This is a genomic window from Longimicrobium sp. (assembly GCF_036399255.1).
Classification (GTDB): Bacteria; Gemmatimonadota; Gemmatimonadetes; order Longimicrobiales; family Longimicrobiaceae; genus Longimicrobium.
Genome location: NZ_DASWNM010000022.1, coordinates 13304 through 29548, shown reverse-complemented (window position 1 = coordinate 29548; position 16245 = coordinate 13304). Strand labels below are relative to the sequence as shown.

Annotated in this window: 10 protein-coding genes; 6 read left to right on the top strand and 4 right to left on the bottom strand. The window is 69.5% G+C overall.

Annotated elements, in window-relative coordinates; all coding sequences use genetic code 11:
* Positions 1 to 717 precede the first annotated feature (717 nt).
* A complete protein-coding gene (gene rocF / locus VGC13_RS03155) occupies positions 718 to 1629 on the bottom strand; it encodes an arginase (RefSeq protein ID WP_331123750.1) in 912 nt (303 codons plus the stop codon).
* 431 nt (positions 1630 to 2060) lie between these two features.
* Between rocF and VGC13_RS03150 the strand changes: the two genes are divergently transcribed.
* The 5 genes from VGC13_RS03150 to VGC13_RS03130 all read left to right on the top strand — a co-directional run bounded on the left by VGC13_RS03150 (position 2061) and on the right by VGC13_RS03130 (position 8465).
* A complete protein-coding gene (locus VGC13_RS03150) occupies positions 2061 to 3713 on the top strand; it encodes a vWA domain-containing protein (protein ID WP_414682976.1) in 1653 nt (550 codons plus the stop codon).
* Between the two features lie 325 nt (positions 3714 to 4038).
* Positions 4039 to 6390 (top strand): glycosyltransferase, encoded by a 2352-nt coding sequence (locus tag VGC13_RS03145; protein ID WP_331123748.1) that lies wholly within the window; start codon positions 4039 to 4041, stop codon positions 6388 to 6390.
* Positions 6387 to 7136, top strand: a complete 750-nt coding sequence (locus VGC13_RS03140) for a hypothetical protein (RefSeq protein ID WP_331123747.1) — start codon at positions 6387 to 6389, stop codon at positions 7134 to 7136. Before VGC13_RS03145 ends, VGC13_RS03140 begins: the two co-directional genes overlap by 4 nt.
* The gene (locus VGC13_RS03135; protein WP_331123746.1) at positions 7129 to 7779 is read left to right on the top strand and encodes a hypothetical protein; all 651 of its coding nucleotides are present in this window, start codon (positions 7129 to 7131) and stop codon (positions 7777 to 7779) included. The genes VGC13_RS03140 and VGC13_RS03135 overlap by 8 nt, the downstream gene beginning before the upstream one ends.
* Positions 7776 to 8465 carry a hypothetical protein gene (locus VGC13_RS03130; protein ID WP_331123745.1) on the top strand — a complete coding sequence of 230 codons (690 nt, stop codon included), beginning with the start codon at positions 7776 to 7778 and terminating at the stop codon, positions 8463 to 8465. Before VGC13_RS03135 ends, VGC13_RS03130 begins: the two co-directional genes overlap by 4 nt.
* An 84-nt stretch (positions 8466 to 8549) precedes the next feature.
* Here VGC13_RS03130 and VGC13_RS03125 read toward each other — a convergent pair whose 3' ends face one another.
* Both VGC13_RS03125 and VGC13_RS03120 read right to left on the bottom strand, forming a co-directional pair.
* Positions 8550 to 11036 (bottom strand): ribonuclease H-like domain-containing protein, encoded by a 2487-nt coding sequence (locus VGC13_RS03125; RefSeq protein ID WP_349264176.1) that lies wholly within the window; start codon positions 11034 to 11036, stop codon positions 8550 to 8552.
* 326 nt (positions 11037 to 11362) lie between these two features.
* Entirely contained in the window at positions 11363 to 12058 is a 696-nt protein-coding gene (locus VGC13_RS03120; protein ID WP_331123743.1) for a hypothetical protein, read from the bottom strand.
* A 268-nt stretch (positions 12059 to 12326) separates the two neighbouring features.
* Here VGC13_RS03120 and VGC13_RS03115 point away from each other — a divergent pair, with 268 nt between their 5' ends.
* Positions 12327 to 12488, top strand: coding sequence for a hypothetical protein (locus VGC13_RS03115; protein ID WP_331123742.1), 162 nt, complete (start codon positions 12327 to 12329; stop codon positions 12486 to 12488).
* Between the two features lie 117 nt (positions 12489 to 12605).
* Here the strand turns inward: VGC13_RS03115 and VGC13_RS03110 are convergent, their stop codons facing one another.
* The gene (locus VGC13_RS03110; RefSeq protein WP_331123741.1) at positions 12606 to 14483 is read right to left on the bottom strand and encodes an acyl-CoA dehydrogenase family protein; all 1878 of its coding nucleotides are present in this window, start codon (positions 14481 to 14483) and stop codon (positions 12606 to 12608) included.
* Positions 14484 to 16245: the final 1762 nt, after the last annotated feature.

Below are 16245 nucleotides of genomic sequence, written 5' to 3'. Positions count from 1 at the left end.
CATCCATAACGAAGCGGTGACTTCCTGAGGGAGCGCACCACGCCTAACCAGAAGTCACACTACAGATTGCGCGCGACCGAAGGACCTCGTCTCGGTGGCGCAGGGGCCAGATCAGGGCACGGAACCAGCCCCGTCGTTCTGCTGGCGAGGTCCTTCGGTCGGCGCCAAAGTCCATCGTACCCGCAGGTTGCGGAGCAGCGCCTCCCTCAGGAAGTCAATCGCGGGGCGAGGTTTGGCAACAACCCTCTGAGGGAGCGCAACACGTGTAACCGGAATCCACACGATCGTCTGCGCGCGACCGAAGGATCTACTTTCCGTTCCGTCGTGGCCTGCCGCGACGCCCCATACCGGCCCTGACTGGCCGTTTCTCCGCCGCCGCGATGGCGCGGGCTGCCGCGTCCGCCCTCGCGCGAGCCGACAGTAGATTCCTCGGCCCTGCAACCTGCGGCGTGGTCGTCCGATTGCGGCGTGGCCGGGCCTCGGAATGACAGCGTGTGCTTCATCCAGCAGGTGCGGGAGGGCCACTGGATTCGGGACGTCACTCGCGGCTGCGGACGCGCAGGTGCTTGGGACGCCGTATATCGCCGGGCCGCCGAGTCCGCGCAGGCGGACTTTGCGACGTTCCAGCGGCGAATTCATTCGCTCCCGCGGGCGGACGGCACGTGACCCGATCCGCTCGCAATGGGCATCATCCGCAACACACCGGCGCCAGCGACGTCAGGGCTGCGCCTCCCATATGCGCTTGCCGAGGGCGGAGGCGGCCAGCTCCACGGCCAGCTTGCCGGTCATGTTCTCGCGGTCCAGGATGGGGTTCACCTCCACCAGGTCCATCCCCGCCAGCCGCCCCGTCTCGCCGACCAGCTCCACGGCCAGGTGCGCCTCGCGGTAGGTGATCCCGCCCATCACCGGCGTGCCCACGCCCGGCGCAAAGGTGGGATCGACGACGTCCAGGTCGAGGCTCAGGTAGATGCCGTCCGTCCCCTCGCACGCGGCTTCGATGGCCATCCGCATCACCTCGCGAATCCCCAGCCGGTCGATGGCCTCGATGGAGTACACGTTGACCCCCGACGCGCGCATCAGCGTGCGCTCCTCGGTGTCCAGGTCCCGCACGCCCACCACGGCCACGTTGCGCGGCTGGATCTTGGGGCCCAGCGCCTCGCGGCCGGCCAGCGTGACCAGCGGCTCGGCGCCGCGCCCGCAGAGCGCCGCCAGCGGCATGCCGTGGATGTTGCCGGAGAGCGACGTCTCGTGCGTGTTGAAGTCGCCGTGCGCGTCGAGCCAGATGAGCCCCAGCCGGCGGTGCCGAAGCGCCCCCATCACCGACCCCGCCGCCAGGCTGTGGTCGCCGCCCAGCACCAGCGGAAAGTGCCCCCGCTCCACGCTGGCGGCCACCCGGTCCGCCAGGCGCGCCTGCACCTCGACGATGGCGTCCAGGTACTTGAGCGCCGGGTCGCCCGGCGGACAGCTTTCGCGCACGGGAACGGCGACGTTGCCCTGGTCCGCCACGTGGTGCCCCAGCGCCTCCAGCGCCAGCTGCAGGTCGGCGTAGCGGATGGCGCTGGGCCCCATGTCGACCCCGCGCCGCCCCTGTCCAAAATCCAGCGGTACCCCGATCAGGTCGATGTCCACGGTCCGTCTTGATGCTGGTTCTGATCCGCCCGCCGGCGGAGGCGCGGAACGGCGGCTCGCGGCGATGGAGCCGACAGAAGCGCGCCGCGAGGCAAGAAGCGGGCAAGCCGCCGGACCAGCGCATCCGGGGCGGCGCATCATCCGCGAACGTCCATTCGCTCCCGTCTGCCGCCGCGCCGGCCGAGCCGCGCTATCGGTTGCGGGGCTCCTGGATGCACGCGCCGCGCTCTTTGGAGACTCGGTTCTGCGTGACTTACAGCGTTCGGCACCGTCTATCGAGCGGGTTGACGCCCCTCCGGTGCCGCGTTACGCTCTCCTTCGTATCAGCGCTGCAGCAGTTCCTTCGCAGGCCCTGGTGCAGCGTCGGGCATCCCCTGCCCGACGCCCGCCCCCGGACGCCACCGGACCCACCCCGGAGCAGAGACGCCATGATGCGGACCCGCCGCCCCTTTACCCGGCTCATCCTCGTTGCGACGCTGGCCGTGCTGCACGCCTGCGCCACCGTGCCGCCGCCTCCCCCTCCGCCGCCGCCGCCTCCACCCCCTGCCCCGCCACCGCCGCCGCCCCCGACCTCACCGGTCCCGGCCGGGATGGTGGCGCCCCAGGCGCCGCAGCCGGTGGCCGGCCGCGCCGCGCCGGGCGACACGGCGCGCTTCAACACCGAAGAGTACCGGCTGATCGAGGAGAACCCGTTCCGCATCGTCACCGAGGCCCCGCTCTCCACCTTTGCCATCGACGTGGACGCGGCCTCGTACAGCAACGTGCGCCGGTTTCTGCGCGAGCGGCGCATGCCGCCGCGCGACGCCGTGCGCATCGAGGAATTGATCAACTACTTCGACTACGACTACGCCGATCCCACGGGCGAGCACCCGTTCTCCATCACCACCGAGGTGTCGGCGGCGCCGTGGAACCCGGCGCACCGGCTGGTGCACGTGGGGCTGCAGGGCCAGCGGATGCGGCGCACCGAGCTGCCGCCCGGCAACCTGGTGTTCCTGATCGACGTGTCGGGCTCCATGGCGCAGCCCGCCAAGCTGCCGCTGGTCAAGGAGAGCCTGCGCCTGCTGGTGGGCCAGCTGCGCCCGCAGGACCGCGTTTCCATCGTGGTGTACGCCGGCGCGGCCGGGCTGGTGCTGCCCAGCACGCCGGGGAACGAGCGCGACCGCATCATGGACGCCATCGAGCGGCTTGAGGCGGGCGGATCGACCGCGGGCGGACAGGGGATCGTGCTGGCGTACGAGACGGCGCGGCAGTCGATGATCGAGGGCGGCAACAACCGCGTGATCCTGGCCACCGACGGCGACTTCAACGTGGGCGCCAGCAGCGAGGCCGAGCTGGTGCGGCTGATCGAGGAGCGGCGCGGGCAGGGGATCTTTCTGACGGTTCTGGGCTTTGGCACCGGCAACTACGCCGACGCGCGGATGGAGCAGCTGGCCGACCACGGCAACGGCAACTACGCCTACGTGGACGACGAGGCCGAGGCGCGCAAGGTGCTGGTGCGGGAGATGGGCGGCACCCTGGTGACCATCGCCAAGGACGTGAAGGTGCAGGTGGAGTTCAACCCGGCGCTGGTGCGCGCGTACCGGCTGATCGGCTACGAGAACCGGGTGATGGGCGCCGAGGCGTTCAACGACGACCGCAAGGACGGCGGCGAGCTGGGCGCCGGCCACTCCGTCACGGCGCTGTACGAGATCGTCCCCGCGGGCGCCGGGACGCCGGTGTCGGGCACGGACCCGCTGCGCTACCAGGAGGTGCGCCCCCGCCCCGGCGCGGCCCCCAACGAGCTGCTGACGGTAAAGCTGCGCTACAAGGCGCCCGAGGGCGAGGCCAGCTGGCTGATTGAGCAGCCCGTGCGCGACCGGGGGGTGGAGCTGGCCCGCACCAGCGACGACTTCCGCTTTGCGGCCGCGGTGGCGCAGTGGGGCATGCTGCTGCGCGACTCGCAGTTCCGGGGCAACGCCACCTGGGCCGGCGCGGCCGAGCTGGCCCGCGGCGCGCTGGGCCACGACGAGCACGGCTACCGCGCCGAGTTCGTGCGCCTGCTGGACGAAAGCCAGCGCCTGGCCGGCGTTCCGGACGACCGCTGACGCCGGCGGTCCGCGGACCGGCACCGCGAACGGAGGGGAGAGCGCGCGCCGCTCTCCCCTCCGCCGTTTCTACGCGCACCAAACCCTGGCGGCGCACGATCGCTCGTTACATCGGCCCGGATGCATGGAGACATCCGGTGACGTGGCAAGAAGCGCCAGGCGTGGCGAACATCAGCAGACAACATCAAGCTTGCGTTACGGGGCTAAAAAATGCACGATTGGGGGCTCCAGCCACCCCCATCCGCCTGGAACACGCAATCCGCGGAAGAGCCAGCCGAACCCCCGGTCCGCCTTCGCACAACAATCCCTCTTTCACTCCACCTTCATGCGTATCCTGCAGATCATCCATGGTTATCCCATGCGCTTCAACGCCGGTTCAGAGGTCTACACGCAGGCCCTTGCGCAGGGGCTCGCCGAGCGGCACACGGTGCAGGTCTTTACGCGCCGGGAAGACCCGTTTTCACCGGAGTTCGACGTCCGCCGCGAAACCGACCCCGACGATCCGCGCATTCTCCTGCACCTCGTGAACGTTCCTGACGGGCGCGACCGCTACCGCCGGGAGGGCGTCGATGAGCGCCTGGCAGAGGTGCTCGACGAGTTTCAGCCGCACGTGGTGCACGTGGGCCACCTGAACCACCTTTCCACTTCGCTTCTGGACGTGGTGTCGGCCCGCGGCATTCCCGTCGTGTTCACCCTCCACGACTACTGGCTGATGTGCCCGCGCGGCCAGTTCATGCAGATGCACCCCGAAAACCCGGCCGATCTGTGGGCCGTGTGCGCCGGGCAGGACGACGGCACCTGCGCGCAGCGGTGCTACGCCCGGTACTTTTCAGGCGCCGCCGAAGAACGTGAGGAAGACGTCGCCCACTGGACCGGGTGGGTGCGCCGCCGCATGAGCCACGTTCGTCGCGCCGCGGGGCTCGTGGACCGCTTCGTAGCGCCGTCACAGGCACTGATGGAGCGTTTTCGCGACGAATTCGGAGTGCCCGCGGAACGCATCGTCCACCGTGACTACGGGTTCGACGTGGCCTCGCTGCGGGGACGCGATCGCCAGCCCGAGCGCGAATTCGTGTTCGGGTACATCGGCACGCACATCCCCGCCAAGGGCATCCACCACCTCGTCGAAGCGTTCGGAGGGGTGCAGGGGCCCGCCAGGCTGCGCATCTGGGGACGGCCGCGTGGCGCGGACACCGAGGCACTCAGGGCGCTGGCCGCCGAACTCCCCGGGGGCGCGGCGGACCGGGTGGAGTGGCGGCCGGAATACCGCAACGCCGACATCGTCCGCGAGGTCTTCAACCACGTGGACGCCATCGTGGTGCCTTCGGTGTGGATGGAGAACTCTCCGCTGGTGATCCACGAGGCGCTTCAGGCGCGGGTGCCGGTGGTGACCGCCGACGCGGGCGGGATGCGCGAGCTGGTAGCGGACGGGGAGAACGGGCTGCTCTTTACGCACCGCGACCCGGCGTCGCTCCGGAGCGCCATGCAGCGGCTTGTGGACGAGCCGGGACTCGCCGCCAGGCTGGGCTCCCGGGGCTACCTGCAGTCGGAAAGCGGCGACGTGATCGACATCCGTGAGCACGTCCGCGAGATGGAGGCGCTGTACGCACGGGTGATCCGCGAGAAGCGCACGGCCCGTCCGCCCACCCGGCCGGGTCCCTGGCGCATTACCTTCGACACCAATCCGGACGAGTGCAACCTGCGCTGCATCATGTGCGAAGAGCATTCTCCCCACAGCACACGGCAGCAGGAGAGGGAGGCCGCCGGCCGCCCCCGGCGCAGGATGCCGCTGGAACTTCTGCGCCGGGTGCTGGAGGACTCTCGCGACACACCCCTCCGCGAGATCATCCCCTCCACCATGGGCGAGCCCCTGGTCTATCGCCACTTCGACGACGTGGTGGACCTGTGCGCGGAGCACGGGCTGCTGATGAACCTGACCACCAACGGCACCTTTCCGCGCCGTGGCGCGCAGGAGTGGGCGCGGCGTCTGGTCCCCATCCTCTCGGACGTAAAGATCTCGTGGAACGGAGCCACGCGGCAGACGCACGAGGCCATCATGCTGGGCACGCGCTGGGACCGCGTGCTGGACAACCTGCGGGTGTTCGTGGGCGAGCGTGATGCGCAGGCGAGGGCCGGAGGGCACCGGGCGCGCGTGACGCTTCAGCTCACCTTTCTGCAGACCAACGTGGCCGAGCTTGCCGACATCGTCAGACTGGCAAGCAGCCTGGGGGTGGACCGGGTGAAGGGGCACCACCTGTGGGCCCACTTCAAGGCCATCCGCCCGCTGTCCATGCGCCGCAGCGCCGAGTCCATCGGCCGCTGGAACCAGGCCGTGCACGAGGCCCGCCGCGCCGCGGACGACCACCCCCTCCCCGACGGACGCCGCGTGCTGCTGGAAAACTTCCACCTCCTCGATCCGGGTGCGGTCGCCGACATGGCGCAGGGCGCACGGTGCCCGTTTCTGGGACGGGAGGCGTGGGTGAGCGCGGAAGGACGCTTCGATCCCTGCTGCGCGCCCGACACACAGAGGCGCACCCTCGGCGAGTTCGGCGACCTGAACTTCGTCGGAATCCACGATGTGTGGAACGGAGAGCCCTACCGGCGGCTGCAGGATACGTATACCAGCCACCCGCTCTGTCGCGGCTGCAACATGAGGCAGCCGGTGGAGAACGCGTCGTGATCCGCTGGGACGAGACGCGGGTGGCGCCCTCGCGCACGCACCACCTGTCCGCCGCCGGGACTCCCCTCTACGAGGCCCGGTTCATGGAGGTGCTGTCGTTCCACGCGCCGGGACTTGCGGCCGCGCGGGACGGTTCCGGCGGCCACCACATTCTCCCTTCTGGGATGCCCGCCTACGTGCGGCGGTTCTTCCGCACCTTCGGCTTCTACGATGGCCGCGCGGCGGTGGAAGACGCCGACGGCGCGTTTCACATCCTTCCGGACGGAACGGAGCTCAGCCCTGAGCGATACGCCTGGTGCGGCAACTATCAGGGCGGCCGCTGCGCCGTACGGGCGGCGGGGGGCGCATACTTCCACCTGGACCGCACGGGCTGCCCCGCCTACCGCGAGCGGTTTGCCTACGCGGGGGATTTTCGCGACGGGATCGCGGTGGTGCAGGAGCGTACGGGCTTCCACGTCCACATTCTTGCCGACGGGAGCCCGCTGAACGGGCGCGGTTTCCTGGACCTCGACGTCTTCCACAAGGGGTTTGCGCGGGCACGCGACGAGAGCGGGTGGCACCACGTAGACCAGGATGGCCGCGCGCTGTATACACGGCGGTTTGCGGCGGTGGAGCCGTTCTACAATGGGCAGGCGAGAGTGGAACGGGAGGATGGCGGGCTGGAGGTGATCGACGAGCGAGGGATGACGATATGCCACCTCCGTCCCGAATCGCCCCACACGTCTACGCTGCCCGCCGATGGATGAAGCGGCGCTGGTCAGCTTTGCGCGAAGGTGCCTTGAACCCGTTCTGGGCGAATCCCCGGAAGGGTGCTTCCTGCTTGCGGGTGGAACGTTCAAGTCGCTCCTGCATGGCCGGCCCCCACGCGACCTGGACCTCTGGCCGTCAACGCCCGCGGACCGCGAGCGGCTGGCGGCGCAGCTCGTCCGACGGGGTGCGCTTCTTTTGAAGGACCATCCTCCGTACCAGACCTCTTACACGTTTCCGGGACAGCTCGTGGAGCTTGCTCACGACACCTCGGTTGCCGGCCTGGCGGATTGGCTGCAGCGGTGTGATCTCGCGCTGTCCGCGATCGGGGTGGAGCATCGGGATGGTCGATGGCGGGGCGCCATTCATCCCCAAGCCATCGAATCCATCCGCAGGCGCGAGGTGCTGCTGCTGACACCGCTCGTCAACTGGAAGTACGCGCTCGCCACCCTGGAGCGGCTGCGGCGGTATGCCGAAGAACTCGGGTTCGGCGTTCCACGGGAGGCGGAGCAGGCGACCTGGCGGGTTTTCGACGGTCAGACGCGCGCGGAGCAGAACCACATGATCGCGCGATACCTGCGCGTTTGCCCAGGGGACGAGAGAATCCTGGACGAGGCGCGGCGCCGGAGCGGATCGGAATGACGGACGCACCGCCGGCTCCCATCATCACCGGGCTCTACTTCCACGTGCGCGGCGGAGTCCGGCAGTTCCCGCAGGCAACGCTCAGCGAAATCCCGCTGAGCCTGGAGACGAATCCCTGGTACCGCGACCGGGTCCTGTTCCTGGCCGGAGACGAAGAGGCCGCATCACTGCTTGCCGGACTGGGCGTTCGCGTGCACCGTGTGTTTTCGGACGCACCGCCAGAGATCCACTACGACGCCGCACACCGGATGAAGCACTGGATGTGCCTGTGGGCGCTCCGGACGTTCGGCGAGTTCCTGTGGGTGGACTGGGATACCGTGGCCCTGCGGGAGCCGGACCAGGAGTTCTGGTCGTTCTGCCGATCGGCCGGCACGCCCAAGTTCATCCGGATCCCGAACTACTGGGCAACGGTGAACTGCGGGGTCTACTACGCCAGCTCTGCGTGGGCGGAGCGGATGGAGCGGAGCTTTGCGGCACCCGTCGCCGAGCCCAATGACGAGCTGCTCTGGCGTTCCGTCCTCCCGGAACGGGTCGTCGAGCACCCCGAGTACTGGTGGGGCGACCGGGCGATAAACATCTGGACCGAAGAGGCGCTGGAGCGAATCAGCGAGCGCACCGTGTTCGCCCACGTCCGCGACCTCGCCTGGGCACCGTCTGCGCGTGTGTTCGCCCGGCGAAAGCCGTAAACCGCACACCTGCGAAGCTTCGTTCAGCGCTCTTCCGACGCTTAGCTGGGAAAACACCGGCAGAACGTACATCGGCAAACGCTTTCAGTCCGCGTCACCCATTCCGTCGTCCAGCATCCCCGCGGCGAGGGAGACGGGGTCGCCGATCGTCTCGACGCTGCTCACCAGCGGGCCGGGGCGCGTATCCAGGATGGGCCGCATCGCCGCCGTCGACGGGGCGAAGAGGGAGAGCTGGTCGGGGTCGGCGAAGACGGCGGCGAAGTCGCCGGGGGTGAGCGCGCGGGCCAGGCGCGCGGCGCAGGTGTCGCGAAGGACGCGGGCGTAGTGGTCCACGTCGTAGTCGCGCGGGTCGGCGGCGCGGCCGGCGGCGTCATCGTCGGACGAGGGGACCACGGCGGCGCCGCCGGCCTGCGTGCGGTAGACGCGCACCCGCTCGCCCACGCGCCACGCGGTGCGTCCGCCGGCCAGCAGCGCCTCGTACGCCAGCTCGCGCCGCGACTCGCGCGTCTCGGCGTATTTCTCGGGCGACTTGGTGAGGCGCACGCGCGACGACACGTCGTACGTGGGGAGCGCGCGGCTGCGCAGCGCATCCAGCGTGGCCAGGTAGACCTCGCGGACGCCGCTGACGTCGGCGGCGAACAGGCGGACGAGCGCGGCGCGCAGAAAAGCTTCGCCGAACGGCTCCGCGCGGCTGGAGCGAAAGGCGACGCCCTTGAGCATCAGCGCACCGTCGTATCCCAGCAGCGCATAGTTCTTGGGCTCGTGCGAGAGCATGGCCGCGTAGCGACCCTCGAACTCCAGCTGCACCAGCGGCGGCAGCAGGCCGTTCACCTCCTCCACCACCCGCCGCTCGTCGGCCTCGTCCCATCCCTCGGGCACGGCGAAGTACACGCCGTCCGTATCCGCCTCAAGCAGCGTCACGCCGCGCGCGGCCAGCTCGCGGCACATCAGCCCCAGCGTCTCGCGGCCGCGGCGCGTGACCTCGTTGGCGGCGTGCACGTCGGCAAAGCGCGTAAGCCCGCCCCCCGCGGCAAGATAGCCGTACGCGGAGTTCACCAGCAGCTTCATGGCGGCGGACGTGGCCTCGTGCGTGTGGCGCTCGGCGGAGCCGGGGGGCGCCTCGCGGCCGGCGGCCTTGGCGGCCAGCCGCTGCACCACCAGCCGGTCCACCAGCGCCAGCAGCGCGCCCAGGTGGTCGCGCGCCGGGCCGATGCGAAAGGCCCGCATGAGCGACGGGTACAGGCTGGCGACGTCGGCCTTGACCACGCGCCACGCCACGCCGGTGGCGAACAGGTGCAGCGCGGCGCCGGCGTGCGGGGTGCCGTCGCCGGCCTGGTGCGCGGGGAGGGCGGCGCCGGCGCGCAGGTACGCCCGCACCAGCAGCGGGTCGATGACGCCCGTGGCCGGCCCGGCGTCCGCCAGCCGCTCGTACCGGCGCGGGGCCATGCGCGCCAGCGCGAACGCCGCGCCCCCCAGCAGCCGGGCGATGGCGGCCACCTCCTCCACGTCGTCCTCGGCGTAGCGCCGCACGCGGTCGGGATCGCGGCGCCAGGTGGTGAAGATCTGCGCGCCGGGGACGTACTCGCGGTCCGGCGCGGCCACGCCCAGGTGCCGCGCGACGGCCTTGAGGCCGTGGCCCGGCAGCTCGCGCGTGGCGAAGTCGTAGCGGGCCACGGCGTCCATGGTGTCGATCAGCTCGCGCCCCGGCGCCACGAACCGCACCCGCCGGGCCCCGTCGCCCTCGCTGGCCACGCCGCGCATGGCCGCCCGCTCGCGCATCCCCAGCTTCGGGATGCGGCCCAGGACCAGCGGCACGCCCACGCGGCGCGCCCGCTGGGCCAGGAAGGGGATGTCGAAGCCGTGCAGGTTGTGGTTCTCGATGACGTCGGGGTCGGCCGCCTGGATCACCTCCATCAGCCGGCGGATGAGGTCCGCCTCGGCGGCGTCTCCCCCGCCCTGCACCTCCAGCACCTGCAGCGCGCCGTCCGGATGGCGCACGGCGACCATGAAGATGCGGTCGCGGGTGGCATCCAGCCCCGTCGTCTCCAGGTCGAACTGCAGGCGGCGCAGCTGGTCGAAGGCAAGGCCGCGAAAGTAGGTGCGCCCGGTGGCCACCAGGTACTGCTCCTCGGGCGGCAGCACCAGCACGGATTCCGCGCCCAGCTCGCGCAGGTGCGGGACGCGCCGCCCCAGCCGCCACGACGCCCCCTGCAGGGTCGCCGCCGCCAGCGCCCCGCCGTGCTCCGCCGAGACCAGGAAGCGCAGCGCGCCATCCCCCCGCAGCTCCCGGTACCAGACCTCGCCGGGCTCGCCCTCCGGCGCCAGGCGCGGGCCCAGGTGGCGCAGGTCGTCCAGGCGGTCCAGGAGGATCCAGGGATGGAACAGCTCGTCCTCGCGCACCAGCGCGCCCGTCTCCGCGATCCTGCGCCACACGGTCGCGCGCCCGTCCGCCTCCGCCCACACGGAGACGATGCCGGGCGTGGGATCCCACCCCCACAGCCACTCGTCCTGCTGCGCCGTCTGGTCGATGGGGCTCACGGAAGGTGGATGCGGGTCACGGGGCGGATGCATCGGCCGTCCGGCCGGGGGTCCATAGAGCAGATGAGCCAGCCGAGGCTCGCCATCCATACCGAATAATAACCGGCACTCAAGATGACGACTATGATCACGCGGAGGACGTGCAGGAACAAAAAGAGGACGCGGATGATGTCCTTTTCCGCGTCTTCGACCTTTCCTCCGCATCCTCCGCGTGATCCCCTCATACCGAATCCCAGGAAACAACACCTTTATGGGTACAGAGGAACCGAGTCAGACAGAGGAAGCAAGATGAGCTTTCGGCTCGCTTTCTCTGTCTGACTCTGTTCCTCTGTACGACTATTCTTTTTCAGGATCTAGTATCAGTCCCCGGTCGCCCGCACTCGGGCCTCGGTGCGCGTGGCGACGAAGATGGTGTGCCAGCTCTTCACCGTGGGATGCGCGCGCACCTGGTGCACCTCCACCGTCAGGCGCGCGCGCTCCAGCGCTTTCTGGAACGCGGGATCGCCTCCGGCGGACCAGTACGCCAGCCGGCCGCCGGGGCGCAGCGCGGCGGCGGCGCGGCGGATGCCTTCGGCGCGGTAGAGGCCGGCGTTGCCCTTCGTGGTCATGGCGGCGGCGCCATTGTCCACGTCCAGCATGATGGCGTCAAAGCCGCCGGGGCTCGCGGCCAGGACGTTGGCGACGTCGTCGTGGCGCAGGTCCACCCGCGGATCGCCCAGTGCCTCGGCGGAAAGGGCGTAGTCGGGGTTCTGGTTCCAGCGGATCACCTCCTCCACGATCTCCGCCACCACCACCTGCGCATCCGCCGCCAGCGTGCGCAGCGCCGCCTTCAGCGTGAACCCCAGCCCCAGCCCGCCGATCAGCACACGCGCCCCCTCGGCTTCGCGCAGGGGCTCGCAGACCAGCTCGGCCAGCACGTCTTCGGAGTGGTGGCGGCGGGTGGACATCAACTCCTCGCTGCCGGCGCGGATGCTGTACGCGCCGTCGTGGCGGTACAGCGTCAGCACCGTTCCGTCCGGCGCGGCGGCTTCACCCAGGCGTTCGACTCGTTTCACGGGCGTCGAGGGCGTTGGTTCGATGGGAGCATCCGGTGCGGCGGGCAAGTTCTCACGGCATTGCGGCGGACGCAAATCCGGCTCCCTGGGCTCTGCCGAACTTCAGTAATCCCTCACCGCGATCGGGTTCCTGAATGAGGACGCCGCGTTCTGCCACCGGCCCACGCGCCGGATATCTGTGCCCGCTTCATCGCACTTGCGTTTAAGGACACAATACGTCATAGTGCGTGCGCGATGTAATTCTTCCTTCCCACGATGGAGTATTACCATGAAGAAGCTGAAGCTGAACGTCGAGGAGCTGCGGGTCGATGGATTCGCGACCGGCGCCGCCGAGCCGCACAAGGGCACGCTGATCGCGAACTTCGCCACGCTCCGCTGCACCAACCTCTGCACGGAGATCGACAGCTGCGGCCAGGTCTGTCCGCAGTAGTCCGCCGGCCGCAAGCCGCCCAAGGCGCGGCGAAGGATGTAGATGTGCGACGGGGGACCGGCACCATGCCGGTCCCCCGCCGCGCTTCATGCGCCGATACGATGCTCCACGGGCTGCCTACATCCCCATCCGCGGCTCGCCCGCCGTCTCGCCGGGGCGCGCCGGGCCGGCGGCGGTGGGATGGGCGGCCCTGCCCTGCTCGCCCATGGGATGCGTGTCGGTGGGCGCGTCGGTCTGGGCGATGACGTCGGCGGCGACGGCGCGCACCAGGTCGTCGCGCGAGCCGTTCAGGGCCTCGCGCGCGGCGCGAAAGCGCAGGCCGCTGCGCATGCAGGCCAGGTCGCACAGCCGCAGGATGCGCTGCACGGAATCGTCGTCCAGCGGCTGGCGGGTGCTGGTGAAGGGCGGCGCGACGGTGGCGCCCGCGGCGCGCGCCTGCAGCAGCGCCTGCGTGTGCGAAAGGGTGGCGGCGCGCACGTACAGCTCGATGGCCATGTCGCCCAGCCGCGTGACGATGAACTGCCGCTCGGGGATCTTCTTGCCGTGCCGCCGCAGCGCCCGCTCGGCCGCGATGCGCAGGTCGCGGGTGTGCTCCACCAGGTAGTCGAAGTGCGTCTGCAGGCGCGGGTTCAGCTCCGCCTCAAGCGCCGGCTCGCCGCCGCCCAGCGCCAGGCGCACGCGGCCCGCCGCAAAGTCCGTCAGCAGGCCGATCTGCTTCACCGGCTCGCGCAGCGCGGCGGCCACCTCCTTGAGCGCCTCGCCGGGCCCCTGCAGGCCTGACAATCCCACGAACAGCCGCAGCACCTCGTTGGTCCCTTCGAAGATGCGGGTGATGCGCGCGTCGCGGTACATCCGCTCGTACGGATACCCCTTCACGAAGCCGCGCCCGCCGGCGATCTGCACCACCTCGTCCACGGCGCGGTCCAGCGCGTCGCTGTTCCACACCTTCGCGGCAGCGCTTTCCAGCGCGTAGTCCACGTCGCCTCGGTCGTTGAGGCCGGTGGTGAAGTAGGCCACGCTCTCGGCCGTGAACGCGTCCGCCGCCAGGTCCGCCAGCTTGCCCTGGATGCTCTCGTAGCTCACCAGCGGCTGGCCGAACTGCTCGCGGCGGCGCGCCCAGTCGGTGGCCAGGCGCAGGCACTGCTTTACCCCGCCCGCCGCGCCGGCGCTCAGCCCCTGCCGTCCGGAGTTCAGCACGCGCATGGCGATCTTGAAGCCCTCGCCGGGCTCGCCCAGCACGTTCTCCGCCGGCACGCGGACGTCCTTGAAGTACAGTTCCGCCTGGTTGCTGCCCCGCGCGCCCATCTTGCGCAGCGCCGGCCCGCGCTCGAAGCCGGGCATGCCGGGGCGCAGGATGAAGGCCGTCACCCGGTCCACCGTCTTGCCGTCGCGCTGCACGGGCGTCTGCGCGAACGCCACGATGATCTCGCTGAACGAGCCGTTGCCGATCCAGATCTTGGAGCCGTTCAGGATCCACGATCCATCGTCCTGCCGCTCCGCGCGCGACTTGATCCCCGCCGCGTCGCTCCCCGCCTCGGGCTCCGTAAGCGCGAACGACGCGAACCACTCCCCCGTGGCGGCTTTGGGAAGATAGAGCGCCTTCTGCGCCTCGTTTCCGGCCAGCTGGATCCCCTTGATGCCGATGGACAGGTGCACGCCCAGCATGATCCCCAGCCCGGGATCGAACCCGGTGACGTACTCGAAGATGCGGCAGTACGCGCTCTGCGACAGGCCCATCCCCCCGTGCTCTTTGGGGATGGAGATGCCGAACAGCCCCATCCGCTTCAGCTCCTCGATGGCTTCTTCGGGGATGCGCTCGTTCTCGTCGATCCACTCGCGGTCCAGGTTGGCTTCGCAGTACGCGCGCAGCCGGCCGATGAACTCGCTGACCAGGCGGTCTTCCTGGTCGCTGATGCGCGGGTAGGGAAAGAGGATGGAATCGTCGATGGTCCCGTGGAACAGCTCGCGGGTCAGGGACGGCTTTTCGTTGGCCATGGCTTTCACAACCGGCTGCGGTGGCGTGGATCCTTGACGGGGCCAGATACGGCGATGCCGCCCGCGGGTCACCGAGGACCGCGAACGGCATCTCCCCCGCGGGCGGGGTCTCCGCAAGAATCGTCACCCGCCCGTGACTCCTCGGAGGGTGTCGCCAAACCTCACCCCGTGACCACTTCCTGAGAGGGTGTTGCTAAACCTTGAAGCTCACAGCGGAGCGGTGACTTCCTGAGAGCGTGTTTTAAGAATCCGACGCTGCGCATCCAGGCAGATCCACCAGCGCTGTCATTCCGAGGCCCGGCCGCGCCGTAGCTTGCTTTCACACCAGAGGCTGCAGGGCCGAGGAATCCCCTGTCGGATTGCTGGAGGGCAGACGCGGTAGCCGTGCTTACCTTGCGGCTACGACACGGGCGGACAGGGCCAGTGCCGAGCGGTGCGGCGGGGCACCAGCAGCAGACAGTAGATTTCTCAGTCGGCGCGCAGGATTTCGTGCGAGCCGATGGTGCGGTGTGGCGCCTCCTTCGAAATGACAGACTGGTGCGAGCGCAGGGGGATTCTTAGACACACTATGAGGGAGCGCACCACGTGTAACCAGAAGTCACACTACAGATTGCGCGCGACCGAAGGACCTCGTCCCGGTGGCGCAGGGGCCAGATCAGGGCACGGAACCAGCCCCGCCGTTCTGCTGGCGAGATCCTCGGTCGGCGCCAAAGTCCATCGTCCCCGCAGGTTGCGGAGCAACGCCTCCCTCAGAGGGTGTTGCTAAACCCTCAAACTCACAAAGAAGCGATGACTTCCTGAGGGAGCGCACCACGTGTAACCAGAAGTCACACTACAGATTGCGCGCGACCGAAGGACCTGCTCTCCGGCGAAGCGGGGCCGGCTTCATGCCGCGGGACCAGCCCCGTCGTTCTGCTGGCGAGGTCCTTCGGTCGGCGCCAAGGTGCAGTGTACACGCGAGGTACGAGGCGGCGCCTCCCTCAGAGGGTGTTCAAGAATCCGACGCTGCGCATCCAGGCAGATCCACCAGCGCTGTCATTCCGAGGCCCGGCCGCGCCGTAGCTTGCTTTCACACCAGAGGCTGCAGGGCCGAGGAATCTACTGTCGGATTGCTGGAGGGCAGACGCGGTAGCCGTGCTTACCTTGCGGCTACGACACGGGCGGACAGGGCCAGTGCCGAGCGGTGCGACGGAGCACCAGCAGCAGACAGTAGATTTCTCAGTCGGCGCGCAGGATTTCGTGCGAGCCGATGGTGCGGTGTGGCGCCTCCTTCGAAATGACAGATTGGTGCGAGCGCAGGGAGATTCTTAGACACACTCTGAGGGAGCGCACCACGTGTAACCAGAAGTCACACTACAGGTTGCGCGCGACCGAAGGACCTACTCTCCGGCGAAGCGGGGCCGGCTTCATGCCGCGGGACCAGCCCCATCGTTCTGCTAGCGAGGTCCTTCGGTCGGCGCCAAAGTCCATCGTCCCCGCAGGTTGCGGAGCAACGCCTCCCTCAGAGGGTGTTGCTAAACCCTCAAACTCACAAAGAAGCGATGACTTCCTGAGGGAGCGCACCACGTGTAACCCGATTCCACACAACCGCCTGCGCGCCACCGAAGGACCTGCTCTCCGGCGAGGCGGGGCCGGCTTCATGCCGCGGCACCAGCCCCGTCGTTCTGCTGGCGAGGTCCTTCGGTCGGCGCCAAGGTGCAGTGTACAAGCGAGGTACGGGGCGGCGCCTCCCTCAGGAAGTCAATCACGCAGGAGGTTTGGC